The sequence below is a fragment of the Mesorhizobium sp. M1334 genome, assembly GCF_040317995.1.
Lineage (GTDB): Bacteria > Pseudomonadota > Alphaproteobacteria > Rhizobiales > Rhizobiaceae > Mesorhizobium.
Genome location: NZ_JAMYLM010000003.1, coordinates 454,610 through 480,365, shown reverse-complemented (window position 1 = coordinate 480,365; position 25,756 = coordinate 454,610). Strand labels below are relative to the sequence as shown.

Annotated in this window: 25 protein-coding genes and 2 pseudogenes; 11 read left to right on the top strand and 16 right to left on the bottom strand. The window is 62.4% G+C overall.

Features of this window, described 5'->3' with window-relative positions; genetic code table 11:
* Positions 1-92: 92 nt before the first annotated feature.
* The 3 genes from NKH17_RS09320 to NKH17_RS09310 form a co-directional block, all read right to left on the bottom strand.
* Complete coding sequence (locus NKH17_RS09320; RefSeq protein WP_352900542.1) at positions 93-920, bottom strand: helix-turn-helix domain-containing protein; 828 nt, start codon at positions 918-920, stop codon at positions 93-95.
* Between the two features lie 277 nt (positions 921-1,197).
* On the bottom strand, positions 1,198-2,196 hold the full coding sequence (locus tag NKH17_RS09315; protein WP_352900545.1) for an ABC transporter permease: 999 nt from the start codon (positions 2,194-2,196) through the stop codon (positions 1,198-1,200).
* A 34-nt stretch (positions 2,197-2,230) separates the two neighbouring features.
* Positions 2,231-2,971 (bottom strand): ATP-binding cassette domain-containing protein, encoded by a 741-nt coding sequence (locus NKH17_RS09310; protein ID WP_023675804.1) that lies wholly within the window; start codon positions 2,969-2,971, stop codon positions 2,231-2,233.
* A gap of 427 nt (positions 2,972-3,398) precedes the next feature.
* On the opposite strand from NKH17_RS09310, the gene NKH17_RS09305 reads away from it, so the two are divergent.
* Together NKH17_RS09305 and NKH17_RS09300 are read left to right on the top strand one after the other, a co-directional pair.
* Positions 3,399-4,388, top strand: a complete 990-nt coding sequence (locus NKH17_RS09305; protein WP_254820533.1) for a sugar-binding protein — start codon at positions 3,399-3,401, stop codon at positions 4,386-4,388.
* Positions 4,389-4,532: 144 nt separating this feature from the next.
* Positions 4,533-5,309 carry a FadR/GntR family transcriptional regulator gene (locus NKH17_RS09300; RefSeq protein ID WP_254820534.1) on the top strand — a complete coding sequence of 259 codons (777 nt, stop codon included), beginning with the start codon at positions 4,533-4,535 and terminating at the stop codon, positions 5,307-5,309.
* A gap of 818 nt (positions 5,310-6,127) precedes the next feature.
* Here the strand turns inward: NKH17_RS09300 and NKH17_RS09295 are convergent.
* Positions 6,128-7,066: an NAD(P)-dependent oxidoreductase gene (locus NKH17_RS09295; protein WP_352900550.1), complete on the bottom strand. Its 939-nt coding sequence runs from the start codon at positions 7,064-7,066 to the stop codon at positions 6,128-6,130.
* Between the two features lie 146 nt (positions 7,067-7,212).
* On the opposite strand from NKH17_RS09295, the gene NKH17_RS09290 reads away from it, so the two are divergent.
* Positions 7,213-8,109 (top strand): NAD-dependent epimerase/dehydratase family protein, encoded by an 897-nt coding sequence (locus NKH17_RS09290; protein ID WP_352475457.1) that lies wholly within the window; start codon positions 7,213-7,215, stop codon positions 8,107-8,109.
* A gap of 93 nt (positions 8,110-8,202) precedes the next feature.
* Here NKH17_RS09290 and NKH17_RS09285 read toward each other — a convergent pair whose 3' ends face one another.
* A complete protein-coding gene (locus tag NKH17_RS09285; RefSeq protein ID WP_254819093.1) occupies positions 8,203-8,691 on the bottom strand; it encodes a nucleoside deaminase in 489 nt (162 codons plus the stop codon).
* Positions 8,692-8,906: 215 nt separating this feature from the next.
* Between NKH17_RS09285 and NKH17_RS09280 the strand changes: the two genes are divergently transcribed.
* Positions 8,907-9,095, top strand: a complete 189-nt coding sequence (locus tag NKH17_RS09280) for a hypothetical protein (RefSeq protein ID WP_352475456.1) — start codon at positions 8,907-8,909, stop codon at positions 9,093-9,095.
* A 10-nt stretch (positions 9,096-9,105) separates the two neighbouring features.
* Positions 9,106-9,720 carry a Fic family protein gene (locus NKH17_RS09275; RefSeq protein ID WP_352900553.1) on the top strand — a complete coding sequence of 205 codons (615 nt, stop codon included), beginning with the start codon at positions 9,106-9,108 and terminating at the stop codon, positions 9,718-9,720.
* Positions 9,721-9,738: 18 nt separating this feature from the next.
* On the opposite strand, the gene NKH17_RS09270 is transcribed toward NKH17_RS09275, so the two are convergent.
* Together NKH17_RS09270 and NKH17_RS09265 are read right to left on the bottom strand one after the other, a co-directional pair.
* Complete coding sequence (locus NKH17_RS09270; protein ID WP_352475454.1) at positions 9,739-10,596, bottom strand: EamA family transporter; 858 nt, start codon at positions 10,594-10,596, stop codon at positions 9,739-9,741.
* Positions 10,593-11,206, bottom strand: a pseudogene (locus NKH17_RS09265) (nitroreductase family protein). The gene NKH17_RS09270 and the pseudogene NKH17_RS09265 overlap by 4 nt, the downstream one beginning before the upstream one ends.
* A gap of 109 nt (positions 11,207-11,315) precedes the next feature.
* On the opposite strand from NKH17_RS09265, the gene NKH17_RS09260 reads away from it, so the two are divergent.
* Positions 11,316-12,317 carry a LysR family transcriptional regulator gene (locus NKH17_RS09260; RefSeq protein WP_352475452.1) on the top strand — a complete coding sequence of 334 codons (1,002 nt, stop codon included), beginning with the start codon at positions 11,316-11,318 and terminating at the stop codon, positions 12,315-12,317.
* 30 nt (positions 12,318-12,347) lie between these two features.
* Positions 12,348-13,121 (top strand): FadR/GntR family transcriptional regulator, encoded by a 774-nt coding sequence (locus tag NKH17_RS09255; protein WP_352900559.1) that lies wholly within the window; start codon positions 12,348-12,350, stop codon positions 13,119-13,121.
* A gap of 26 nt (positions 13,122-13,147) precedes the next feature.
* Here NKH17_RS09255 and NKH17_RS09250 read toward each other — a convergent pair whose 3' ends face one another.
* From NKH17_RS09250 to NKH17_RS09230, 5 genes are all read right to left on the bottom strand, one after another.
* Positions 13,148-14,254, bottom strand: a complete 1,107-nt coding sequence (locus NKH17_RS09250; protein WP_352970610.1) for a Gfo/Idh/MocA family oxidoreductase — start codon at positions 14,252-14,254, stop codon at positions 13,148-13,150.
* A gap of 32 nt (positions 14,255-14,286) precedes the next feature.
* Positions 14,287-15,099, bottom strand: coding sequence for an ATP-binding cassette domain-containing protein (locus NKH17_RS09245; RefSeq protein ID WP_254819104.1), 813 nt, complete (start codon positions 15,097-15,099; stop codon positions 14,287-14,289).
* A gap of 14 nt (positions 15,100-15,113) precedes the next feature.
* Complete coding sequence (locus NKH17_RS09240; protein ID WP_352491125.1) at positions 15,114-16,229, bottom strand: ABC transporter permease; 1,116 nt, start codon at positions 16,227-16,229, stop codon at positions 15,114-15,116.
* A gap of 205 nt (positions 16,230-16,434) precedes the next feature.
* Positions 16,435-17,403 (bottom strand): rhizopine catabolism ABC transporter substrate-binding protein, encoded by a 969-nt coding sequence (locus NKH17_RS09235; protein ID WP_352882452.1) that lies wholly within the window; start codon positions 17,401-17,403, stop codon positions 16,435-16,437.
* 67 nt (positions 17,404-17,470) lie between these two features.
* Positions 17,471-18,445: a polysaccharide deacetylase family protein gene (locus NKH17_RS09230; protein ID WP_352900565.1), complete on the bottom strand. Its 975-nt coding sequence runs from the start codon at positions 18,443-18,445 to the stop codon at positions 17,471-17,473.
* A 348-nt stretch (positions 18,446-18,793) separates the two neighbouring features.
* Here NKH17_RS09230 and NKH17_RS09225 point away from each other — a divergent pair, with 348 nt between their 5' ends.
* Both NKH17_RS09225 and NKH17_RS09220 read left to right on the top strand, forming a co-directional pair.
* Positions 18,794-20,038: a DegT/DnrJ/EryC1/StrS family aminotransferase gene (locus tag NKH17_RS09225; protein WP_352900568.1), complete on the top strand. Its 1,245-nt coding sequence runs from the start codon at positions 18,794-18,796 to the stop codon at positions 20,036-20,038.
* Positions 20,039-20,208: 170 nt separating this feature from the next.
* Positions 20,209-20,652: an SRPBCC family protein gene (locus NKH17_RS09220; RefSeq protein ID WP_023675820.1), complete on the top strand. Its 444-nt coding sequence runs from the start codon at positions 20,209-20,211 to the stop codon at positions 20,650-20,652.
* Between the two features lie 31 nt (positions 20,653-20,683).
* On the opposite strand, the gene NKH17_RS09215 is transcribed toward NKH17_RS09220, so the two are convergent.
* From NKH17_RS09215 to iolE, 4 genes are all read right to left on the bottom strand, one after another.
* Complete coding sequence (locus tag NKH17_RS09215; RefSeq protein ID WP_352644841.1) at positions 20,684-21,049, bottom strand: GFA family protein; 366 nt, start codon at positions 21,047-21,049, stop codon at positions 20,684-20,686.
* Between the two features lie 189 nt (positions 21,050-21,238).
* A complete protein-coding gene (gene mocR, locus NKH17_RS09210) occupies positions 21,239-22,705 on the bottom strand; it encodes a rhizopine catabolism transcriptional regulator MocR (protein WP_352799420.1) in 1,467 nt (488 codons plus the stop codon).
* A gap of 4 nt (positions 22,706-22,709) precedes the next feature.
* The gene (locus NKH17_RS09205) at positions 22,710-22,916 is read right to left on the bottom strand and encodes a LacI family DNA-binding transcriptional regulator (RefSeq protein WP_254819080.1); all 207 of its coding nucleotides are present in this window, start codon (positions 22,914-22,916) and stop codon (positions 22,710-22,712) included.
* Between the two features lie 201 nt (positions 22,917-23,117).
* The gene (iolE, locus tag NKH17_RS09200) at positions 23,118-24,029 is read right to left on the bottom strand and encodes a myo-inosose-2 dehydratase (protein WP_352900572.1); all 912 of its coding nucleotides are present in this window, start codon (positions 24,027-24,029) and stop codon (positions 23,118-23,120) included.
* Positions 24,030-24,416: 387 nt separating this feature from the next.
* On the opposite strand from iolE, the gene NKH17_RS09195 reads away from it, so the two are divergent.
* Both NKH17_RS09195 and NKH17_RS09190 read left to right on the top strand, forming a co-directional pair.
* The gene (locus NKH17_RS09195) at positions 24,417-24,896 is read left to right on the top strand and encodes a hypothetical protein (RefSeq protein ID WP_352900575.1); all 480 of its coding nucleotides are present in this window, start codon (positions 24,417-24,419) and stop codon (positions 24,894-24,896) included.
* 22 nt (positions 24,897-24,918) lie between these two features.
* A pseudogene (locus NKH17_RS09190) lies at positions 24,919-25,507 on the top strand (IS5 family transposase); the annotation flags it as partial.
* Between the last annotated feature and the right edge of the window lie 249 nt (positions 25,508-25,756).

Below are 25,756 nucleotides of genomic sequence, written 5' to 3'. Positions count from 1 at the left end.
CAAATCAGCTGCGTGGGAGGGTAGGGCGGCGGACTTGGCGGCGCTTATCAATGCGTCTTGAACGCCTATCAAATAGTCTGAAAAACGGGCGCTCAGCTGATCGCCCACGCCGCCTCGCGGTAAAGCGTCGGCGGGACGCCGACATGGTCGCGGAAGAAGCGCGAGAAATTGCCCTGGGTAGTGAAGCCGAGATTGCAGGCGACCGAGATCAGCGGCTCCTGCGACCATTGCAATTGCCGCACCGCTTCCTCCATGCGCAGCGTGTTCCAATAGACGTTGGGCGTCAGATTGGTCTGTTCCTTGAACAGCGCGAAGAAATGCGGCCGCGACAGGCCGACGCTGCGCGCCACGTCGTCGAAGCAGATGCGCTCGCAGACATTGGCTTTCATCAGCTGGATCGCCTTGCGGACGCGGAAGTCCTGCATGGTGTTGACGCGGGCACGCACGGTCTGCGGTGCGGACGCGTCGGCGGCATCGAGCACGCTGTCGATGAAGCGCTCGATCTCGTAATTGGCGATGTCGTCGATGCTCTCATTGTCGCTGAGATGGTCGAGGAGGTTAGCCGCTGCCTTGTGCAGCCAAGGCTCGAGCGTGATTGCCGGGGCGGAGAACAGCGGCGCGGCGGAAGGCAGCTCGCGGCGTTTCCGTGCCCAGTCCGGATCGATGTAAAAGGCGAGGAACAGGCCGGGCGTGCCGTCGCGGGACAGAGCGTGGCTGTGCGGTTGGAAGGAATTGATGCCGGCGGCGGTGCCCGGTCCAAGCCGCACCGTCTCGCGGCCGATGGTCATCTCGCCGGCGGTGCCTTCCAGCCAGATGATGATATGCGCCTCGACATGGGCATGGGTGACGAAGTCGCTGGCGACGTTCAGGACAGAAACATGTCCGAACCGGCCCCAGTAGAGCCTGATCGCTTCCGTCATGGGTACATCCTCCCGCAGGCGACTGGCCTCCCTTCGCCTGCTGCGGGCGATTGTGCGGCTCAGTTTGGGCTTGCGTCAAGACGCATGTGCACGCCCGGGCGCCGGCCATGCGCCGCACCGGCGGATTTTCAGACTCGGCGATAGGAGGACGGCGAGCGTTTCCAGGCCGCTATGGCAAGACCGATGCCGTCGGCCGGCGACCAGCGCCAGCGAGGCCTCGGGGCCGGCAATTCGACTAGCGAACGATCCGCTTCGGCGTCGAGATCCGGCCGAATATTCAGTCGTTGCGCCTGAAATTGCGGATGCGGTCGAACAGCACGGCGAGCAGGATGGCGCCGCCGATGAACACGCCTTGCCAGAAGGCATTGATGCCGAGCAGGCCGAGGCTGTTGCGGATGACCTCGATGAGCGCCGCGCCGACGACCGCGCCGAAAGCGGTGCCCATGCCGCCGGCCAGGTTGGCGCCGCCGATGACGGTGGCGGCGATCACCTGAAGCTCCATGCCGTTGCCGAGATTGGTGGTGACCGCGCCCAGCCAGCCGGTCTGGATGATGCCGGCAAGCCCAGCCGCCAATGCCGAGATCATGTAGACGACAACCTTGATCTGGCGCACCGGAACGCCGGTCAGCGTCGCCGCATGCTCGTTGCCGCCGATGGCGAAGATGTGCCGGCCGAATTTCGTCCAGCGCAGCACAAAGCCGGTGATCAACGCCAGCACGATCATGTAGAGCACCGGATTGGCGATGCCGAACACCCATGCGCCGCCGCCCAGCGCCAGCAGCTTGTCGTGGTCCGGCCCGAACTGGAAGACGACGGTGTTGTTGGACGCGACCATGGCAAGGCTGCGCGCAATCGACAGCATGCCGAGCGTCACCACGAAGGGCGGAAAGCCGAGATAGGCGATCAGAACCCCGTTGAAGGCGCCGATGATCAGCGCTGTCGCGATCGCGGCGCCAATGCCGATCTCGATGCCGTAGCCGGCATGCATGGTCACGGCCAGCACCATCGAGCAAAGGCAAAGCACCGAGCCGACCGACAGGTCGATACCGCCCGTGATGATGACGAAGGTCATGCCGAGCGCGACGATGGCGACAAAGGTGACGTTGCGGGTGATGTTGTAGAGGTTCTTGGTCGTGGCGAAGGAATCCGTGGCCATCGACAGGAACAGGCAGGCGAGGATGACCGCGATCACCACCCAGAAGGTCTGGCTGGCAAACACCTTGCTCAGCAAGGTGTGCTGCTTTTGCGCGATCGTCTGATCAAGGGTGACTGCCATTATCGACCTTTTTTACTCATGGTTGAGGCGTGGGTCATACCTGTTCGATGGCGCCGGTGATGAGTCCGGTGACTTCTTCCGGCGAACTCGATGCGATCGTCTTGTCGGCGACCTTGCGGCCGCGCCGCATGACGATAACGCGGTCGGCAACGTCAAAGACGTCGGGCATGCGGTGGCTGATCAGCACGACGGCGATGCCCTGGTCGCGCAAATGGCGGATCAGGTTCAATACCTCGGCGACCTGGCGCACCGAGATCGCCGCCGTCGGCTCGTCCATCAGCACGATCTTGGCCTGCGAAAGCATGGTGCGGGCGATCGCCACCGCTTGCCGCTGGCCGCCCGACATTTGTTTGACCAGGTCGCGCGGGCGCGTTTCGGATTTCAGCTCGGCGAAGATCTGGCCGGCACGCTTGTACATCGCGGCATAGTCGAGGATGCGAAGCGGCCCGAGGCCGCGGCGCAATTCGCGGCCGAGATAGACGTTGGCGGCGGCCGTCAGATTGTTGCACAGCGCCAGGTCCTGATGGACGATTTCGATGCCGTGCTGGCGCGCCTCGACCGGCTTGTGCAGGATCAGCTCCTTGCCGTCCATCTGCATCGTGCCATGGCTCGGTGGGAAATTGCCGGCGATCATCTTGACCAGCGTCGACTTGCCGGCGCCGTTGTCGCCCATCAGGCCGACAACCTGTCCGGCCTCGATCGACAACGAAACGTCGTTGACCGCCTGGATGGCGCCAAAATGCTTCGAGATGTTGGTGAGTTCGAGAACCGCCACCAGCCTTCTTGCCTCCCCGTGCTTTGGGGCCTGCGGTTCTACCGCGGCCTTTCGCTCTTCCCAGTTCCTCCCGGAAGCAGCGATTTCGCCCATTTACGCATAAGCCTTCTTGGCGTCAACCACGGCTTCTTTCGAAAAATCAGTTTTGTAGGACAAATAGCATTGACGTCGGTGACAAGGCGATATTAGCTAAGTGTCGGAGGAGCTTGCGCCGAGCCACCGGGTTGCCGGAAGGAATCGGTGAGGGTTTGTCGGTCAGGGATTTGGCAACCGGCGCTATCTGTCGGTGCCTGTCTGAGACTGAATATGAAAATGCTTATCGACCTGGCTTGGCGGCACGAGTGCGACATCCTCTGTCATCTTGCTCCGGGTCGATCTGTGTGTGGCGGGCACGCGGTGTCCGTTTGTTTCAAAAGGGAGGACTGACATGAGGAAATCACTATTGCTCGCTGCCGCCGCCGTCATGGCGTTGGGTGCCGGGCCGGCCATGGCCAAGAAACAGCTCGTCATCGTCGTGAAGGGTCTCGACAATCCATTCTTCGAGGCCATCCACCAGGGCTGCGAGAAATGGAACAAGGAAAACGCCAGCTCGGAATATGAGTGCTTCTACACCGGACCGGCGTCGACCTCGGATGAGGCCGGTGAAGCCCAGATCGTCCAGGACATGCTGAGCAAGCCCGACACGGTGGCGATGGCGATTTCGCCGTCGAACGCGCCATTGATCGCGCAGACGATCAAGAGCGCCAATCCGTCGATCCCGATCATGACCGTCGACGCCGACCTCAGCAAGGAAGACGCGGCGCTGCGCAAGACCTATCTCGGCACCGACAACTACCTGATGGGTCACAAGATCGGCGAATACATCAAGAAGGCCAAGCCGAATGGCGGCAAGATCTGCACCATCGAAGGCAATCCGGCGGCCGACAACATCCTGCGCCGCGCGCAGGGCATGCGTGACGCGCTTTCAGGCAAGGACGGCCTCGCGGCGCTGGCGGGCGAAGGCGGCTGGACCGAAGTTGCCGGCTGCCCGGTGTTCACCAATGACGACGGCGCTAAGGGCGTGCAGGCGATGACCGACATCCTCGCCGCCAATCCCGATCTCGACGCCTTCGGTATCATGGGCGGCTGGCCGCTGTTCGGCGCTCCGCAGCCCTATCGCGACCTGTTCAAGCCGATGGCCGACAAGATCGCCAGCAACGCCTTCGTCATCGGCGCCGCCGACACGATCGGCGACGAGGTGGCGATTGCTCGTGACGGGCTGGTGACCGCACTGGTTGGCCAGCGGCCGTTCGAGATGGGCTACAAGGCGCCTTCGGTGATGATCGACCTGATCGAAGGCAAGCCGGTGGCCGATCCGGTGTTCACCGGCCTCGACGAATGCACCAAGGATACTGTCGACACCTGCATCCAGAAGTAGGTCGGCAATTACGGGGCGCCCGACGGGCGCCCCGTTACGCATCGTCCATACAAACGCACGAGGCGACGCTGCTTTGGAGCGTAGGCCGCTGCCTTGTCGTGCCCTGAATTCAGGCTTTCGACAAGCAGCTGCCGGGGAATACGAATGCCGGACGCGACATCAAAAAAGCGACCCGCCAAGAAGGCAGAGGCTGAGCGGCCGGCCGGCGTTCGGCGCGCCGACGCCGCACACTTTCCCGGCTCGAGCGTGCATGCGTCGCTGGCCAACGAGATCGGGCTGAGGATCGTGCGCGGCGACTATCCGCCGGGAACCATCCTGCCCAACGAAGCCAAATGGTCCGAGACCTTCGACGTCAGCCGCTCGGCGGTGCGCGAAGCCATAAAAATGCTAATGGCCAAGAGCCTGCTTGCCTCGCGCCCGAAGATCGGCAGCTGGGTCGAGCCGAAGGAGCGCTGGAACCTGCTCGATCGCGATGTGCTAGCCTGGTACGCGACCTCGCCGGATCGTGAGGTGTTCCTCAGGACCGTGCAGGAATTCCGCCACATCATCGAGCCGGAGGCCAGCGCCTTTGCCGCCATGCGGCGCACCGACGAGCAGATGGCCGAGATCAGCCAGGCCTGCCGCGAGATGGGCGAGGCGACCAACCTGCAGGAGCGAACGCGCGCCGACACGCGGTTTCACCTCGCCATCCTGCGGGCCTCGGGCAACGATCTGCTGGTGCCGCTCGGCGTGCTGATCGAATCGGCGCTCGATCACCTGTTTGTTTTCGTCACGCGCGAAACCAGCGACCAGCAGCATGCGCAGAGGCTGCACGAGGCAATCGAGAAGAACATCCGCCTGCAGCGGCCGGCTGCAGCCCGTGCCGCGGTGCACAGACTTCTCGCCAACACCGACGACGTTATCGGCCGGTCGCGGCGGTGATGGTTGCACAGGGCTGGCGAACTCGGGTGGGACAGGAATTCGGTTTTTATCGTCGCAATGTACTTTGTTCTTGATTTGTGCCGGCAGCTATGCTACTAATTTGGGTATGGTGCGAATTGGCGCCGACGACCCGCCCACCGAGGCGGGTTTTTTGTTTTTGGCTTCTTCCGATCGGAAGTGCGCGTGCTTTGGTGCACAGACTTCTCGCCAATACCGACGACGTTATCGGCCGGTTTCGGCGCTGATTCGATCGTTTCTCGGCCAACTGCGTGTAAGTCGGGTCAACCAGCAACGAAGGTCGATCGTTCCCGTCAGTCGCAAATCGCAAATTTAGGAGATTAGCCGAAACCCTCCCTTCGTCATCCCCTCCCTTCGTCATCCCTGGGCGGAGCAAGGAGCGAAGCGACGCGGCGCAGACCCGTTACCTTGCGGCAGTGCTCCAGCGGACCAGAACCAAACGCTGCCACCCCCGTCCTGCGAAAAAGCTCGAAGCACTCTGCGACTGGTCGTCTCGATCAATTCGGTCTTCCATTGGCGGAGCCAGCGCTTCAGCAGCTTCTGGCTCGCGGTCATGGTGGAAGGGCAACGAGCGCAATGGCGGATACAAGCGCCGTTCTGAGCCGCGCTGCATTCTTCGGCTGATCTCACGGCATGGATCCCAGGGTCTGCGCGACGTCGCTTCGCTGCTGCTCCGCCCTGGGATGACGAAGGTGTGGTGTCATGTGGCTAATCGCCAGCGTTGGAGATTGGCGGCTGTAGCTGGTCGGCAGCGAACGTCTACAGTTGTGCGACACTCCCAGGCGTTAATCTCAACGTTCTCAGATCGTCTGCTTCTTGCCGTCCCTGGTCGGCATCAGGTCGACGCCGTTGACCTTGCCGATATGCGTGGCCAGCATCGGCACGTACTGGTCGGCGGGGCCGGCCGCGAAGGCGCCGGCGAAGGCGTTCTTGGTGGCGTTGCCGAGCGGGTTGGCGATGCCGGCAGCACCCGCCATCGACTCGAGATAGGTGAGATCCTTGAAGGCGTTGGCGATGGTGAATTTGTGGGCGTCGCGGTCGCCTTCCAGCGTCCAGCGCATGAAGGTCTGGTAGAAACCGCAATCCATGCGGCCGTTGCGGATGACGCTGTCGAAGCGCGGCGGCGAGATGCCGACCTTCTGCGCCAGCGCCAGCGCTTCGGAATAGATCGCGGCGTAGCCGAGCGAAATGAAGTTGTTGAGCAGCTTCATGCGGTGGCCGTCGCCGGTGTCGCCGATATGGACGATGCGCCCGGCCCAGGTTTCGAGCACCGGCTTCAGCCGGGCAAAGACCGCGTCGGGCGCGCCGACCATGGCGTCGAGCGTGCCTTCCCAGGCTTCCTTCGGCGTGCGGCTGAGCGGGGCATCGACATAATCGACGCCTAGCCCCTTGAGTTCGGCGGCCAGCGCCACCGTCGAAACGGGATCAGAGGTCGAGCAGTCGACGACAACCGATCCCTGCTTCAGGCCTTCCTTGAGGCCGCCTGGGCCGCTGATGATGGCTTCGACCTCGCGCGAGCCGGTGACGCAGATGAAGACGATGTCGGAGGCCGCCGCGACGTCGCGCGAGGTCGCCGCTTCCCTGGCGCCGCGGCCGAGCAGGTCTTGCGCCGGCGCGCGGTTCTTGCGGCCGAGAAACGTCAGCGGATAGCCCTTGTCGACGATGTTCTTCGCGATCCCGTGCCCCATCAGGCCAAGCCCGATGAAGCCAATCTTTTCGCTCGCGGCGGTCGTGTTCATGTCGTTTCGTCCTATCTTGCAATGATGGATGACGGCGCTGCAGCTTGCCGGCGAATTGTTGAAGCGGGTTTTTGCCGCATGCCATGGCAGGCGATTGCAGAGTTCGATATTGTCTGACAATACACATGAATTCCAGGGAGAGCAAAATGACGAAGCGGATTATGTTCACCGGCGGCAGCGGCAAAGCCGGGCGCCACGTCGTGCGGTATCTCGTCGAGCAGGGCTGCCAGGTACTCAACATCGACACCAAGCCGCTCGACAATCCCAAGGTGCGCACGCTGATCACCGACATCACCGACAGCGGGCAGGTGTTCAACGCGCTGTCGAGCTATATGGGCCTGCATGAATTCGACCCGTCGCTGCGCACGCAGCCGGTCGATGCCGTGGTGCATTTCGCGGCGATCCCGCGCATCATGATCACGCCCGACAACGAGGTGTTCCGCATCAACGCGCTCGGCACCTACAACGTCATCGAGGCCGCGGTGAAGCTCGGCATCCGCAAGGTGGTGATCGCCTCCAGCGAAACCACCTACGGCCTGGTCTTCGCCAACGAACCGCGCGATCCGACGTATTTCCCGCTCGACGAGGAGTACGACGTCGATCCGATGGACAGCTATGCGCTGTCCAAGGTCGTCAACGAGAAGACCGCGCGGGCGTTTGCACAACGCGATGGCAGCGACATCTACGCCCTGCGCATCGGCAACGTCATCGAGCCGCATGAATATTCGCTATTTCCGAAATGGTTCGCCGATCCGGGTTTCCGCAAGCGCATCGCCTGGAGCTATATCGACGCGCGCGACCTCGGCCAGATCACGCTGCGCGCCATCGAGAAGGACGGGCTCGGCTATCAGGTGTTCAACGCCGCCAATGACGACACCTCGTCCGACCTGCCGACGGCCGAACTTTTGAAGCGGTTTTATCCCGACGTGCCCGTCAAGGGCGATCTCGGCGAATACGAGACGCTGCTCTCCAACCGCAAGGCGCGCGACATGCTCGGCTTCCGGCCTGAGCACAGCTGGCGGAAATACGTCAAGACGGGCTGACGGGCGGATCTGACGCGGAGCCGCCACTGGGCCAGCCCCGATTTTTTCGTCATGAGGCTAGGCTCACGCGTTTGCCGCGCGCGGGCAATCGAGCTACTTGTCTTTCCAGAAATCGGCCTGGAGTTGCGCCGCTTCATCGGCAAGCAGCGGGCCGACGACTTCAGTCGGACGCTGCCCGGCTTCGAAGACGATCCTGCAGGGCAGGTCGAGCGTGGGATTCTCGACATGTGCACCCGTTACCCGCTTGAGGTCATGTTCGCTCTGCCCAAAGACGACCCGTCCGATGCCCGCCCAATAGATTGTCCCAGAGCACATCGCGCAAGGTTCGGCCGAGGTGTAGAGGGTGCAGGAAGCCAGCTTTTCGAGACTGACATTCATCGCCGCCCACGAGGCCAGCAGCCTTTCGGCGTGAGCGGTGCGGTCGCCCCCGCCGGCTTTGTAACCGTTGGGCTGCTCGCGCAACACATTGCCGTCCTTATCGGCGAGGAGCGAACCAAAGGGATGTTCGCCAGCATCGCGGGCTCGGCGCGCGACTTCGAACGCCTGACGGAGCAGACGCTCATCATAGGGCCGTTGTGGCATCGGCAGATCCTCCGCCGCTTGACCATAGTGCCGAACAATCCGCCGACACAAGGTGGCGGCCTAGGCGGTAGTGCCTCAGTTTCACGCGCCCCGACCAGCGATGGCGCCGAAGGCGGGAAAGCGCGGGCCATACAAAGCGTACCGGTGGCGATTAGCGCATTGGCAACCTCTTGCGTACGCACTATGTTCTAGTGACAAATCAGCAGGAGGCACGAATGGGCGACCACAACCTTTCTAGACTCGTTGAGCTAGCAAAGGGCGTTCACATGAACGACGAGCAGCGCAACGAACAGCGCAACAGCTTCGTGTACGGAAACACGAAGATCGAAAATAGCAATGTGACGCGTGAACTGGTGGAAGAAATCTCACATCGTGTGCCGAGAGAAGCTGTCCACGGCCGGTAGAGAGTAAAGCGTGGCGGTCGATCACAACACACGGCTTGAGATTGAAAATGGATTTCGCCAGTACGACCTAACGCTAGATGTCATTCGTTACTATTTGGAACCCGATCGGCCGTTCGCCCTTCGGGTTCCTTTAATTTTGGACCTGCAGCGAGAGGCTGTTCAGGGAATAGAAGCCGAGCCCGGGGAAATACGCAAAAACCCCGCCGGCATCCACAAGAGTAAGCACTCGCCGCCGCCGCCTCATTTGGTGACAACGCACCTAACCGAATTTTGTGATTACATAAACGACAATTGGCACGAGCGAACTGCGTTTTATCTATCAGCGTATGCCATGTGGCGGCTGAATTGGATTCACCCGTTTGCTGACGGAAATGGCCGCACCTCTCGAGCATTATCCTACTTATTGTTGAGCACTAAATTGGGTTACGTGTTGCCGGGGTCCCCAACAATCCCTCAACAAATCGAGACCGATAATAGCCATTACATTGAGGCTCTCGAAATGGCCGATGAGGCTGCTAGCAAAGGTGAAGAGGACATCAGTGAGATGGAGAATATGATTCGCGCAATGCTCGCGAAACAGCTCATTTCCGTCATCGACCAAGCCGGCGGCCAAATTTCAAACTGACCAACTTCCCGCTCAGGCTCAAGCCTCGTTCCGATTGGGCCGTTGAGCCAGCCAGATGCTGCCGATGACGAAAACGACGCCGGCGATTTGAGGCAAGGTCAGCGTCTGATCCAGGAATACCCATCCAAGCAGCACGGCGGTCACCGGGCTGAGGAAAAGCAGCGATGACACCACTGCGGATTCTAGTCGCGCAATGCCCCGGAACCAGAGGACATAGGTCAGCGCCGCACCGATCAGCCCGAGCCACGCCAGTCCAAGCAGGTTGGCGCCGGTCGGGAGCGGGATGGACGATTCGAAAAGCAGAGCCACTGGAACGAGAAGCAGACCGCCGGCGGTCAGCTGCCATGCCGTGAAGGTAAGCAGCGATACTGGCGGTTGCCACTTACGCGACAATACGCTTCCGAAGGCCATGGAGGCCGCCCCGGCGACGCCGGCGGCAACGCCGGCCGCATCGAGCGTCGCGTTCGGGGTCAGCACCAGCAACGCGACACCTGCGATCCCGACAAGGGCGGCGACGATCGCCAACGGCCGGACAGGGCTGCCAAGCATGGCAGCGGCAAGGAAAATCACAATTAACGGCTGGACCGACAGCACCGTCGCGGCGACCCCGCCCGGAAGCCGGTAGGCGGCGACAAACAACAGGCTCAGGAAGATCGAGATGTTGAGGGCTCCGAGCAGGAAACTGCGTAGCCACCAGATGCCCGTCGGCAGTTGCCGAACGATCGCGAGCAGCAGCAATCCGGCGGGCAAGGCTCGCAGCATTGCAACCGTCATCGGCGAAAAGTTCGGCAGGAACTGCGTGGTGACGATGTAGGTGCTGCCCCATATTGCGGGTGCAATGGCTGTAAGCAACAGATCGGAACGGTGCGTTTTCATAAGATTTCCAGTACTTCGGCAAGGGGGCGACGCGGCTTTTGCGGCCAGTTTCCGGGCGCGGCGCGGCCGACTGCGATGAGCATCACCGGCACTTCATTGCGCCCAAGGCCAACTCGCGCGCCACGCCTTCGGCATCGAAGCCGGCCATCGGACCGGAGACGAGCCCCAGCGCTTCGGCCGCGAAAATCAGCGTTGCAGCGCCGAGCGTTGCCGAGCGCACCGCCTCGTCGCGGGCCGCTAGAGGATCGGCATATTGGGCGCGGGCGCCCTCCCGCCAGCCCGAAGCCATATCCGCCGGCATGAAGCCGGCTTCGACGAAAGGACGCAGCCTGGCATTGAGGGCAGCGTGGTCGGGCAGTACGCCGCAGACGATGAAGGTGACCGCTGCTTCCTGCACCTTGGCCTGGCCATGGGCCACGCTGCGCAACCGCGCCTTTGCTTCCGGCGTCCGCACGGCGATGAACCGCCAATTCTGAAGGTTGTAGGCGCTTGGCGCGCGCGTTGCGAGGCGTGCCAGTTCCTCGACCTCGGCATCCGTCAATGCGTGCGAGGCATCGAACCGATTGGCCGACATGCGCCGCTCGATCAGGGAGATTGTGGGGTTGGTCATCATGTCGTTCCGAATTGAGCAAGCCGTTCGGATAGCAGATAGAGAATTTACCAACGAGCGATAATACGCGATAATTGAAAGACATTGTTTACTAGAAGAGAATGATGAGATGGATCGCCTGACGGCGTTGCAGGTTTTCCGCCATGTGGCGGAACTGAACAGCTTTGCCGAAGCCGGACGGCGGCTCGGTCTCTCTCCTCCTGCGGTCAGCAAGAACATCGCCGAATTGGAGGCGCATCTGGGGGTGCGGCTTATCAACCGGACAACGCGGCGCATGGCCCTGACCGAAGAAGGCAGAATCTATCTGGAGCATGTCACGCAGGGGCTCGATGCGCTGGCCAGGGCCGACCAGGTCCTCGGCCCGGTCAAGACGGCGCCGAGCGGCACGTTGCGGGTCAGCGCGCCGATGACTGTCACATTGACGCGGCTTTCGGCTGCCATCCCCGCGTTTCTATCGCGCTATCCCGATTTGAAACTCGATCTGCATCTTGACGACAGGCGCGTCGATATCGTGCGGGAGGGATTTGACCTGGCCATTCGCGGCAGCGACAATCTCGAGGATTCCAGCCTGGTCGCGAGAAAGCTTGCGGTCATGCCGCACGTGCTTTGCGCGGCTCCGTCCTATTTCGAGGAGCATGGCCGGCCCAAGACGCCTGCCGATTTGAAGGCGGCCAATTGCATCCGGTTCAGCCTCTCGGGGCATGCGGACATATGGGAATTCCGCAAGGACGGCCGCGCCGAGCGGGTCGCCATCGACGGACGATATACGGTCTCGTCAAGCCTTGCCGTGCGCGATGCGCTGCGCGCCGGCTTCGGCGTCAGCCTGATCCCCTATCCCTATGTCGAGAGCGACCTGAAAGCAGGCCGGCTGCAATCGGCTCTGGATGACTGGGAAAAGGTCGAAACCACGCTCTACGCGGTCTATCCGGCACGGCAGCATCTTGCCCCGAAAATCCGCGCCTTCCTTGATTTCCTGATCGAGGAATTCAATCGGAACCAAGAGAAGCCGTTTGTGCCGCTCCGGCGTGAGCGCTCGGCAAAGCGCGGTGTCGGGGAGGGGACTGAGGCGGAAAACCAAACTGAGATATTGCCGTCGATTTCATCTCCTTGACACGCCTCCAAATCCGGACTTTGTGGAGCTATGCAGGACGCGAAGCCGAACAAGGGAAAGACAGCGGCCGAGGCGTTCGCCGAACGCACGAGCGATATTCGCCGGGCCGATGCGGCGCGCATGCCGGGGTCGAGCGTTCACGCGTCGCTCGCCAACGAGATCGGGCTGAGGATCGTGCGCGGCGACTATCCGCCGGGAACCATCCTGCCCAACGAGGCCAAATGGTCCGAGACCTTCGACGTCAGCCGCTCGGCGGTGCGCGAAGCCATAAAAATGCTGATGGCCAAGAGCCTGCTTGCCTCGCGCCCGAAGATCGGCAGCTGGGTCGAGCCGAAGGAGCGCTGGAACTTGCTCGATCGCGACGTGCTGGCCTGGTACGCGACCTCGCCGGATCGCGAGGTGTTCCTCAGGACCGTGCAGGAATTCCGCCACATCATCGAGCCGGAGGCCAGCGCCTTTGCCGCGATGCGGCGCACCGACGAGCAGATGGCCGAGATCAGCCAGGCCTGCCGCGAGATGGGCGAGGCGACCAATCTGCAGGAGCGAACGCGCGCCGACACGCGGTTCCACCTCGCCATCCTGCGGGCCTCGGGCAACGATCTGCTGGTGCCGCTCGGCGTGCTGATCGAATCGGCATTCGATCATCTATTTGCTTATACCACGCGGGAACTCGACGATTTGCAGCATGCGCAGAGGCTGCATGAGGCGATCGAGAAGAGCATCCGCCTGCAGCGGCCGGACGCGGCGCGCAATGCGGTGCGCAAGCTGCTGGCCAATACCGACAGCGTCATCAAGTCCAGGTAGCGGCCGTTCAGCTACAGATTGAGCGCTCAGTCGAAGGGTTCGGTCGCCAGATGCTGCCACGTCAGGCCGAGGAGCAGCTCCTGGTCGCGGGCGGCGTGTTCGGGCGGGTTGACGACGGGGTCGCCATTGACGATGGCCGCCCAGAAGCCACGCATCTCCTCGACGAAGGCTTCTGCGTAGCCGGCGCGCAAATCACGCTTCGACAGTATGTGACCGTCCGAGGTCGTCACCGTCAGCCGGGTCGGATGATGGTTGAGCCAGGGCGAGGGGAATTCGAGCTCGAGGCTGGCATCGTCGAAGAACAGCGTGATCCGCTCCTTGTAGTCGGCAAGCTTGGGCACGGTGAGATGGGTCATGGTCCACAGCGCCTGCCCGTCCAGCAACTTGACGGCGCCCTGGCCGCCGTCGCCATTGGCAAAGATCTGCGCGCCGACGACCTCGCCGTCCGGCACGCCGAGCGCGTCGAGCAGGCCGTGGACGGCGTTGACGTCGTGAATCAAGGCCGAGCTGTAAGCGCCGATAAATCCACGGAAAGCGAGCTTGGTCACGGGGACATCGATGGCGTATTCGACCTGGCGCTTCTGCTTGGCGGCGACAGCGGCGATCAGGTCGCTGGGGATATCGGTGCCGCGCCTGTAGGGCTGGTGGGTGATGAACGGCCAGGCGTCGGGATCGTTCACTTCCACCGAGACCGCGCGCAGCGTGTTTGATGTTCCAGGCAGCGAAGCGAGCGCCAGCCGGTAGCTCGGATCGAAGCGCTTCATATAGCCGACCTGAACGATTTTCCTGGCGGCGTCGCGCGCGGCGATGATCTCGGCGATTTCCGCCAGCGAATAGCAAAGCGGCTTTTCGCAAAAGACATGCAGGCCAACCGCCAGCGCCGCCAGCACCTGTTCGTGATGTAGCGGGTCCGGCGAGCCGATCACCACCGCGTCGAGGCGTTGGTCGAAGAGCTGGTCGATCGTTTCGAAATTGGCAATGCCATGGGTGTCGGTGACGAACTGCCGCGAAATCCTGGAGGGATCGGCGACCCCGACCAGCTCGAACAATTCGCTGAGGCGCAGCAGATTGGGAATATGCTCGACCTGCGAGACCATGCCGGCGCCGACGACCCCGACGCGTAACCTGCTCATTGGATCATTCCCCGCAATGTCCTGATGTCAGCTCAAGGCGCCGCAGGCGGCCGGTTGCCGATCTGGGCGAGCAGGCCGGCAATCTCCGCCTCGACCGCTTTCAGATCCTCGCCGCCCGACATGATCGAGATGACCTCGTCGCGCGAGATCTCCGACTTGGCGTAGGTACCGCGATTGCGGCCGCGGTTGAGCAGGGTGAAGGTGTCGCCGACCGGATAGGCATGGTGGATGTTGTGGCTGATGAAAATGACGGCCAGGCCCCGCATGCGCGCTTCGATGATGAATTTCAGCACCATCGCCGCCTGGTGGACGCCGAGTGCGGAGGTCGGCTCGTCGAGGATCAGCACGCGCGCGCCAAAATGCACGGCGCGCGCGATCGCCACCGACTGGCGCTCGCCGCCCGACAGCGTGCCGACGGCTTGCGTCGGATCGCGCACGTCGATGCCGATATCGGCCATCGCCTGCCTGGCGATGGTGTTGGCGCGCTCCTTGTCGATGCGCGAGAAGGGCAGGCTGCTTTTGGTCGGCTCGCGGCCGAGGAAGAAGTTACGGGTGATCGACATCAGCGAGATCATGCCGAGGTCCTGGAACACCGTTGCCACGCCGAGTTCCTGCGCGTCGCGCGGGCTGCGGAAAGTGACCGGCTTGCCGTCGACCAGGATTTCGCCCTTGGTCGGCCGGTAGACGCCGGACAGAACCTTGATCAGCGTCGACTTGCCGGCGCCGTTATCGCCAAGCAGGCAGTGGACCTCGCCCGGATAGACCTTGATGTCGATGTCCTGGAGGGCGCGCACCGAACCGAAATTGACGCTGACGCCGCGCAGTTCCATTGCTGGCGCAGTCATTTGGGCCGGCTCGGTCATTTGCCACCTCCGCGGCCCAGCGCCTTCAGCCTGATGTAGTTGTTGACCAGCACAGCCATCAGGATGACGATGCCGAGGAAGACCTTGAACCAGTCAGTGTCGATGCCGGTGTAGAAGATGCCCATCTGCACCAGCCCGAAGATCAGCGCGCCGAACAGCACGCCATAGACGGTGCCGTAGCCGCCGGTGAGCAGCACGCCGCCGATGACGGCGGCGATGATCGCCTCGAATTCCTTGAGCAGGCCGCGCGTGGTGTCGGCGGAGCCCGCCTCCATCACCTGGATGGTGGCAAGCAGCGTCGCCGCGCAGGCGGTGTAGATGAACAGGCTGATCTTGACGCGATCGACCGGCACGCCAACGTTGCGGGCTGCGATCAGGTCGCCGCCAGTGGCGAAGATCCAGTTGCCGTATTTCGTCTGGGTCAGCACGTAGCCGGCCAGCGCCGTCAGGCCAAGCCACCAGACGATCGACATCGGAATGCCGGCGACGAACGGGATGCCGTCGCTGCGGGTGGCGATCCAGCCTTGCGCGCCCATCCAGTGGAACAGGCCGGTGAGCAGATGGCCGTTGAAAATACCGGCCGTCGCCGGATCCGGTGCGCCTTCGAGGATGTAGGGGATCTGGGTGCGGCCGGTGACGGCGCGGGTGATGCCGATCGACAGTCCGCGCAGGATATAGAGCGTGGCGAGTGTGACGATGAAGGAGGGCAGGCGCGTCTTCACCACGATCAGGCCATTGAGATAGCCGGTGAGGATGGCAACGGCGAAGGCGCAGGCGATGCCGCCCCATAGCGGCAGTCCCCAGTACTTCACCGTCAGCCCGATGACGACACCGGCGAAGCCGACCATGGAGCCGACCGAAAGATCGAACTCGCCGGCGATGATGAGGAGTGCTGCCGCGGTGGCGACGATGCCGAGCTCCGCCGACAGCGTCAGGAAGGTCATTGACCCCTGCAGCGAATAGAGGTTCGCGGCGCCCGGCAGCAGCGCAAAGATGATGATCGTCGCAAGCAGCCCACCGGCGGCACCGGCTTCCGGCCGGCGCAGCCACTGGGTCAGCTTGCCGGTGCTGGCCAACCGTTCGTCGGCGCCGGCGGCCCGCTTCGACGTCATGTCGAAGCGGTCGGTCGCCTTCAGTTCACCCGGAGATATCGCCTTGTCTTCCACGACCGCCATTAGGCTCTCCAATCGCTCAAATCGCAATCTTCGAACGAACGGGAGAGCGCTTGGCGCATTCTCCCGTTCCGTCGGAGCGCTGGCCTAAATTTTGATGCATGTCGTTACCGCAAAACCGCTGCACACTTTTGCGCGACATGCATTAGCGGATGCCTTCTTTGGCGAGCGCCAGGATCGCCTTGGCTTTTTCCGGCGAGTCGATGAACAGCGGTCCGGTATAGGCGTTGTTCTGCGGCCAGAAGCCGTGCGTCGCCTGCTCGACCAGATAGATCACCGGCAGATAGCCCATCAGATATTGCTGGGCGTCCATGCCGAAGCCCATTTCGCCGGCGACGACAGAGTCGAGAACCTCCGGGCTGATGTCGAAGGTATAGAGCTTGAGCTTGCCGAACAGTTCCTTGTCGCGGAACATCGGGATCAGCGGGTTGGCGGCAGTGGCGCCAAGCGCGAAGACGGCCTGCGTGTCGGGATGTGCCGACAGATAGGCTTCCGTGCGGCGCTGGATGTCTGCGGGATCGGGCGCTACGGCCAGAACCTCGGTGCCGCCGCCGGATGGCTTCAGCCCGTCATTGAGGCCCTGGCAGCGCTGGTCGAGGCTGACATTGCCGACCTCGTGATTGATGCAAACGACCTTCAGCGTGCCTTCCTTGGCCAGCCGCTCGCCGGCCTTCTTGCCGGAATCATATTCGGAAACGGTGCCGACATAGAGCGTCGTGCCGAGCTCGGCGCCTTCCTTTTCGCCGGAATCCAGAACCACCATGGGAATATTGGCGGCAAGCCCGGATTTGACCGATTTGCCGAGTGCATTGGCGTCGGCGATGGAGACGGCGATGCCGTCCGGCTTGGTGGCAATGGCGGCGTCCAGAAGCCGGGCCTGCTCGACCACGTCGAAGACCTGCGGCGCGTAATATTCGACCTTGGCGCCGGTGAGGGCGGCCGCGTCATCGACGCCGCGCTTGACCACCGACCAATAGGGATCGGACGCCGACCCATGCACCACGAAGGTGATGCGGACGTCCTTCGGATCCTTGAGGCCCGCGGCATACGCAATGCCAGTCATCAGGCCCGCCGAGAGGAAGGCGCCCAATGCCGCTTTCAGAAGAGTTTTCATCTTATTCTCCCATTTGTCGTTGCAGTTCCAATCCCTCTGGCGCCGTTTTCCGGCCGCGACGATCGGCTCACGTCGCGGATCGGGTGGCCGCTTTGCGGGCCTTTGCCGACGCCAATCGCTGTTCCCTCGCGTTGCTGCCGCGGGCCGTTGTCGATGATCGCCCGGCCGAGAGCGTGGCGCGAAGCTCCTCGCGCAGCGGCTTCATGCCGATGACGTCGATCGGCTGGGCGGCGAGCCAGTCGCGAAAGCCCTGGTCGCGGAACAGCTCGTACTCTTCGGTGCGGATATAGGCGGAGCGCGGCTCGATCAGCTCGAGTTCACCGGGCGCGTTGCAATGCAGGCAAAAGAACGTCAGGCCCTCGCGCACGCCCTCGATGAGCGCTTTGTAAGCGGGCTCGATCGGCCTGGAACGCGGCCGGCCCCAGGTTGTCTGGATCGCGGCGTCGAAAATGGCAAAGCCGCCGGCGCGGGCCAGCGCCACGCCGCGCTGGAACGCCTCCTCGGTAACGCCGACCAGATTGTCGTTGGGGGAATAGGCGGAGAGCGTCTTGGTCAGCAGCACGGGCAGCTGATATTCCAGCCCGAGCTTGATGTAGATTTCGCAAAATTCCGGCGACAATGCCGCGCCCATATGCGCGTCGAGATGGGTGACGTCGATGCCGGCGCGATAGGCGGTGTCGATCTGGGCGCGAAGCTCGGCCTCGACCGCCTGCGGCACCGCCTTGCGGCGCGTGGTCGCCACATCGGGCCAGAAGAAGCCGAACTCGTCGGTCAGGCCGGCCGCTCGCGACGGCGCGGTCAAGGGCCGCCATTTGTAATGCTGCTTCTCGCTGTTCAGCGTCAGGTGGACGCCAAGGTCAAGGCTGGGGTTGGCGGCGGCGCCTTCGGCCATTTCGAGGAACCAGGGGCACGGCACCATCACCGCGCCGGAACTGCAGACACCCAGCCCGCTCAATTCGAGAAAGGCCCTGTTGGCGCCGTGGCACATGCCGACATCGTCCTCGTGGAGCACGATCCGTTTGCGGGAGCCGGCGGCGTTCACCAATGGCCGCCTTCCCGCCGGCATACCGGTTTCGAGGGTCTTCCAAAGTGTGTCCCGTATTTCATGGAACCGACCGTTTGCCCAACTGGCCGGAATGGAACGCCGAAACCCGGCTTTCCGACAGGGCCACTTTGGCGAATTCGGATGGATACGATTTGCCTGCCGGCTGAGACACTTAGCTACCGATTTCCCCAATCAGGGTTCAAAACCACTCATAGGAACCGTCGTCCGGGCGCAGATGGCTTGGTCGAATAGCGGCGGAGTGGTTCTTTCAAACTGTGCCGACAAGCCTACAGCTGTCCACACCATCGAGCGACCCACATTTACCAAATGACTTGGAGGCCTGTCATGTACACCGCCGGCGAAGAGGAAATCGAAGCCATTGCCAGGGTGATCCGCTCGGGCGCGCTGTTTCGTTACGGCAAGGACAGCGAATGCGACCGCTTCGAGGCCCGCTATGCGCAGCATCTTGGCGTCGAGCATTTCGCGCTGGCCGCCAGCGGCACCTATGGGCTCGCCGCCGGCCTGATCGGCCTCGGCATCGGCCCGGGGGACGAAGTGCTGGTGCCGGCGCACACCTATATGGCGACCGCGACCGCGGTGCTTTCGGTCGGGGCCATTCCCGTCATCGTCGACATCGACGAGAGCCTGACCATCGATCCCATCGCCTTGCGGGACGCCATCGGGCCGCGCACCAGGGCGGTCATCCCGGTGCATATGTGGGGCGCGGCCTGCAACATGAATGCGATCATGGACATTGCTGCCAAGCGCGGTCTGCTGGTGCTGGAGGATGTCTGCCAAGGCATCGGCGGCGGCTATGACGGCCGCAAGCTCGGCTCGATCGGCCATGCCGGCGCCTATTCCTTCAACTACTTCAAGAACATGACCTCGGGCGAGGGCGGCGGCATCGCCACCAGCGATCCCAAAGTGGCGGAGCGGGCGCGCTGCGCCATCGACCCTTGCCATTTCTACTGGCAGGGCAGAAGCGACAGCATCAAACCCTTCGCCGGCATCGGCGCGCGTGCTTCCGAACTGATGGGGGCGATGCTCAATGTCCAGCTCCACCGGCTGGACGGCATCATCGAGGCGATGCGGACCGAGAAGAAGACGGTGCTGGCCGGTACCCGCCACCTTAGCAATCTTGGGCTGACGCCGTCGCCGATGAACAGCGCGGACGACGACTGCGCCGCACAGGTGATGTACCTGCTGCCGAGCGAGCAGGCGGCGCAGACTTTTTCGAGGACCATTCCGAGCGTCGTTGCCGGCAAGACCGGCCGTCACAATTTCACCCAGTGGGACCAGGTGCTGATGCATGAAGGGGCGCATCATCCGGCGCTCAATCCTTACGCACTGCCCGAGAACCAGGGCCTGCGGCTGGATTATCCCGACGACCTCGGCAAGCGCTCGCTCGACATCCTCAACCGCACCGTGATGATTGCCATGAACCCGGCGCACAGCGATAGCGACATTCAGGACATGATCCACAACATCGACGCGGCGGCGCGGGTGGCGCTGGAGAATGCTTCTCTCGACGATATCGAATTGCGCAAGGCGGCACCGGTTGATCTGCAGAAGTTCGACAGTGTGAACTAGACCAGATCCGGCGCGGTTTGCTACCCTGCGGTCGAGTTCCTTGTCCGGTGGCCGGGCGAGGATTCCGGCCGGCATAACCGGTTGTCAAAAAACCCGCGGGCCCGTGTCGGATAGGCCGGGCTCCGCTCGTCCTAGGGGGGCATCGATCACCAACACGGAGGATTAACGATATGCCCGGCACCGTACGGCTGCACCGCGTTCTGACAACAAGCCCGGAGAAAGTCTACCGCGCGTTCCTCGAGGCGGATGCACTTGCGAAATGGCTTCCGCCGAACGGCTTCACCTGCACGGTTCATCACTTCGAGGCGAAAGTCGGCGGTACGTTCAAAATGTCCTTCCGCAACTTCACCACCGGCGACAGCCACTCGTTCGGCGGCGAATATGTCGAGCTCGTGCCCAACGAGCAACTGCGTTACACCGACCGGTTCGACGACCCCAACCTGGCCGGCGAGATCGAGGTGACCGTGACATTGAAGAAAGTGTCGGTCGGCACCGAGGTGAATATCACGCAGGCAGGTATTCCAGACGCCATCCCGGTCGAGGCCTGCTATCTCGGCTGGCAGGAGTCGCTGCGAAATCTGGCGAAGCTCGTTGAACCCGAGATCAACCAGTAGGATAAAGCGCTGCCCTGGCGGGTTGGCGTCGCTAACCGGAAACCCAGGGATGGCGCCGTTCTTCCCACCCAACATGCGCCGGAGCCGGAAAGGCGGGATCGGCGAAGCAGCCGACCGCGACGGCGATCCATTCAGGCTTTCGCTCGGGCTCCCAGAAGACGCTCGAGCCGCAGCCCGGGCAGAAATGGAAAGTGACGTGATGGCCGCTCCGAGCCGATCGCCTGTAGGTGCTGGCGTCGCCTTCGGCTTCTACCTTGTCGCGCGCAAAGAAGGCTGCGACGCCGTACGTGCTGCCGGTTCGCTTCTGGCAGTCGAGGCAGTGACACTGTGCAACCAGTTGCGGGTCTCCCTCACAGGAGATCCTCAGTTGCCCGCAGGCACAGGATGCGGTTCTCATGGCAATCCTCATGGTTCAGATGAAAGCGCCGCCGGGCCATAGCGGCGGTGGCATGCTTCAGGTTTTCGGGGAGTTCGGCCTTGTGAGTGGCTCCTTGCGCGAACGCGGCGAAGGACCAGGACCGATGCCGCATTTCTAATCGCCTCGGGCGACTGTTGCAACCGCGGTGAACGAGATGACGCGCTTGCCCTAGCTTCTGTCCAACCTTAGGAATGCGGCGCGCAGCGCCAGCACGGCGCGCAGGATCTGGCGCTCGTCCATCGCCGCATAGCCGAGCAGCAGGCCGTGCTCGGGTTCAGTGGAATGGTAGTTGATCGAGATGCCCTGGACGTCGAGCCCCTCCTTGACGGCTGCAGCGACCACGTCACTGTCCTTGTAGGGCCTGACGAAGCTCGCCAGCAGCTGCATGCCGGAATCGTTTTCCGTGACGGTCAGCCATTCGGCCAGATGCTCCTGGCACAGCTTGACGAAGTTCGCCTGCCGACGCGCGTAGAGCCGGCGCATGCGCTTGAGGTGTGTGGCGAAATAGCCCTGCGTGATGAAGTCGTTGACCGTTGCCTGCAGGATCAGCGGCGCGAACTGGCCGGTGATGCTCACTGCCCGATCGAACGGCACCGACAGTTCGCGCGGCACGATCAGATAGCCGATGCGCAGCGCCGGGATCAGCGTCTTGCCGAAGCTGCCGATGTAGACGACGCGGTCGGCGTGGTCGAGCCCGCGCAGGGCCGGCACCGGCCGGCCGCGGAACCGGTATTCGCCGTCATAGTCATCCTCGACGATCCAGGCGCGGTTGCGCTCGGCGATGTCGAGCAGTTGCAGGCGCTCCTCGATGCGCATGATGGTGCCGAACGGCCATTGGCAGGATGGCGTCACATAGATCAGCCGCGGCGGCGGCAGCTCCGGATCGGCAAGATGCCAGCCGCGCCGGTCGACCTTCAATGGTGCCAATTTGGCGCCGCTGGCGAGAAAGGCGCTCTTGGCGCCGAGATAGCCGGGCTCTTCCATCCAGACATGGTCGCCTTCGTCCATCAGCACGCGCGAGACCAGATCGAGCGCTGCCTGCGCACCGGTGACGATGATCACCTGGTCGGCGGTGCAGCTGATGCCGCGCGACAGGCCGATGGTCGAGGCAATGGCCTGACGCAGGCCGGGGTGGCCGGCAAAGGAGAGATAACCAAGCAGGCTCTCGTCGCGGCTGCGTGCATTGCGCACCAGAAGGCTTGACCAGATGGTAAACGGAAACGATGCCGTTTCGGGCACGCCGGGATGGAAATTGATGACGCCGGCATTGCGCGGCGGTTGCGGGCCGTTGACGATGGTCTGACCGCGCCGCGACAGTTTTTGCGGCGCTGCCAGTCCGGCGCGCAGGGACGCTAACGGGCGGTTCTGCTGGATCGGCGCGACCCAGGTGCCCGATCCGGCACGCGCTTCGATAAAACCTTCGGCAAGGAGCTGGTCATAAGCGGCGATGACCGTGTTGCGCCCGACCTTCAGATCTTCGGCCAGCGAGCGGGTCGACGGCAGCAGCGTGTTCTGCGGGATCTGGCCGTCAAGGATGAAGCGTCGCAAGGCGCCGTAGATCTGACGATGCATCGGTTCTTCCGAAGCGCGGTCGACCGACATGATGTCGAGGGAAAGGCGCATGTGGTCGGCCACGGCACTATCCCCCGACGAACCGGGCAGCGCGGGCGATCTTTTCCTCGTTGAGCCGACAGACGGTATCAAGCACCAGTCGCCTGGTTTCGGGGCGGACCTCGCGGCTGTTCTTCAGCGCGCGATGCACGGTGGCGGTGCCAAGTTCCGCCTTCTCGGCAATCTCCCGGATGGTGCAAAGCCGTTCCATGCCAAGCGCAGCTTCGAAAGCCATGTCGCTCCTCCTCGATTGCATCAAGACACGGCCTCCGGCCGGCCTCAAGCTTGAAAGTCCGCGTTTGAAATCCAGGGCCGCGATTTCTGCGATCCGCGCCGTACAGGGAGCAAGACGGCGCGGATCGCCGGGCGCTTTCGCGTCGCTAACCCCATCGAGGCGCGCGCCCATTATGTTCCTCCGGCTCGCGATGCGGTCCGGTCAGTCTGCCTGCCGCGTCGCCACTTCGAAGCCGGCTTCGCGGGCGGTGGCGAGCAGCGAGACATAGCCTTTGCTGGCATAGGTCAGCGGGCGCGCCTTGGCCGGATCCTGCTCGGCTTCGACAACGATCCAACCTTCATAGCCGCGCGCGGCGAGGGGTTTAAGCAACGACAGGAAATCGACCGAGCCGTCGCCGGGCACGGTAAAAATGCCGTCCATTACCGCCGCCATGAAGCTCATGTCCTCGCGGCGTGCCCGTTCCAGCACCGCCCTGCGAACATCCTTGCAATGGAAATGCACGATACGGTCGAGATGCCGTTGCAGCAGCGATTGCGGGTCGCCGCCCGAAAACAGGCAGTGGCCGGTATCGAACAACAGGCCAACGCATCGGCCCGTCGCCGCCATCAGCCTGTCGACTTCATCGTCCGTCTCGACAATGGTGCCCATGTGGTGGTGGAAGGCCATGCCGACCCCGAATGCGGCCATGCGGTCGGCGAGGGCGGTAAGTTTCTCGCCATAGGACGGCCAGTCGCTGTCGGCGAGGCGCGGACGCTCGGAGATCGGTGCGAAAATACCGTCATGGCGACCACGCGAGGTGTCGGCATAGACGACGATCCTGGCGCCGAGATCGCGCAGCAGCTTCAGATGCGGAGTGATCGCCGCGAATTCCTCGTCGACCGTGCGGTCGAGAATGCGGCCATCATACCAGCCGGAGACGAGTTCCAGGCCATAGGAACACAGGAGCGGCCCAAGCACTTCGGCCTGGCGCGGAAATTTGCCGCCGAGCTCGGTGCCGCGGTAGCCGGCCTGCGCCGTTTCCGACAGGCAGGTCTCCAGGGGCGTATTCCCGCCAAGCGCCGGAACGTCGTCATTGCTCCAGGTGATGGGATTGATGCCGATCTTGACCGTCATGGCGCCAGACCTTTGCGGGCTTGGGAATACAAGCCGAGCCTGCAGACTGGCGGCAAAGAGGACCCGTCACTAGGTCCAGTTCAGCCGAATTTGGCAGAACCAGTCGATGGTGGTCGATCCTGGTGGTGAAAGTCTGATGGTAACGATAACAGCCGCTCTGGGTGGAAGGCCGACATAGGCGGTGGATTAGGCCGTAAGCTCATAAAGGCGGAATGACTGGGATGGGTGGAAAGCGGCCTACTTGCGAACCCGTATCTACGTCGTTTCAAATCAAGATTTAAGGGGTTCTAGGCAGTGGTTTTAACAGGAATAGCCTAAAAAAACTCGTCATAGCTCAGCCAAAAAAGGTGTGATTTGTTCAAGGGGGCAGCCCGGGTTTTAGTAATATTGGCGCTTACAACAGGGGCAGTCGGGGCCTCAGCCAAACCGAAAGATGGCCCGCCCGAGATTTGGACGGTCAAGGGTGAGTGCAAGCGTCTTATCGTCCGAAACGAGAAGCTGACCTCCAGCTGCACCGGTGAAGTCACGCGGACCAAATTCTCCGATGGAACGATCACTTTCAGCTTTTCGGACGGAAGGAACTGGTTGATTTTCCGTACAAAAGAGGCGTCAGCCCGCCTTTGGCAAAATTACAAGACTATCCTTGCTGTTGACGGTGTAGCGTTCGGTGCAATCGGAAGCGAACCCGGCTTTATCGCCAAGGTAGCCGGAGCCTCATGCAGCTATGGCGCACCATACCTTCGGCAGGCAGATGTGAATTGCACAGCGCTTGTCAACTTCGAGATGTGGGCTGTAATTATCGAAACGGACGGGCATCTTCCCGTGCCGGACAGCGAATACATTCCGCCGACGCTATCCGCACCGTGATTGACAGCCCGCGCCGACAGTGACCACCTGTTACAATCGCTTCGTCCGATGGCGGAAAGCAGGTGTGTGGGACCGCCTCATGGACGCAATCACCAAAGCCCATGACGGCAAGGTGCAGATGATCGACACCTCTATTGTTCGCGTCCATCAGCAGGGCGCGAAAGGGGGATCGAGATCATTGTCTCGGTCGTTCCCGAGGCGGGCTGACAGCCAAAATCCATGCTCTTGTCGACGCCAAAGGCATGCCGATCAAACTGATGCACACGGCAGGTCAGATGAGTGACATTGCCTCGGCAGCGGACCTGATCACGGATTTGCCGGAGGGTGCCATGCTGCTCGCCGACAAGGGCTATGATGCCAACGCCTTGCGTAATGCGGTCAGCGAGCGAAAGGCATGGGCCAACATCCCGCCGAAGGCCAACCGCAAGGGCCCGATCTGCTTCAGCCCCTTCCTGTATAAGGCCCGCAACTTAGTTGAGCGCTTCTTCAACAAAGCGAAGCAATTCCGCCGCTTCGCAACCCGCTACGACAAGCTGGCTGAGAACTATCTTACCGCGCTCAAACTCGTCGCAATCCGCATCTGGCTACGCAGTAATGAGTCCACGCCCTAGAGCGCTGCGTGCCGCACACGAAGGTAACCATCGACAGATGCCCACCATTTGCTAAAGTGCTCGCCTTGGAGTGGAGACCGGTATGTATCTCTTTTTTCTGTCGGCCCTTGTGGGAGTTATCTTCTGCTCGGTCGGACTAGTTATGATTGTAAGAAGCCATGGAAATAAACACGACCGCAGCATTCTACGCTCGTCTTATTGGTTTGCTGCAGCAGCGGCAATTGTATTAATAGGCGCGATCTCTTTTAT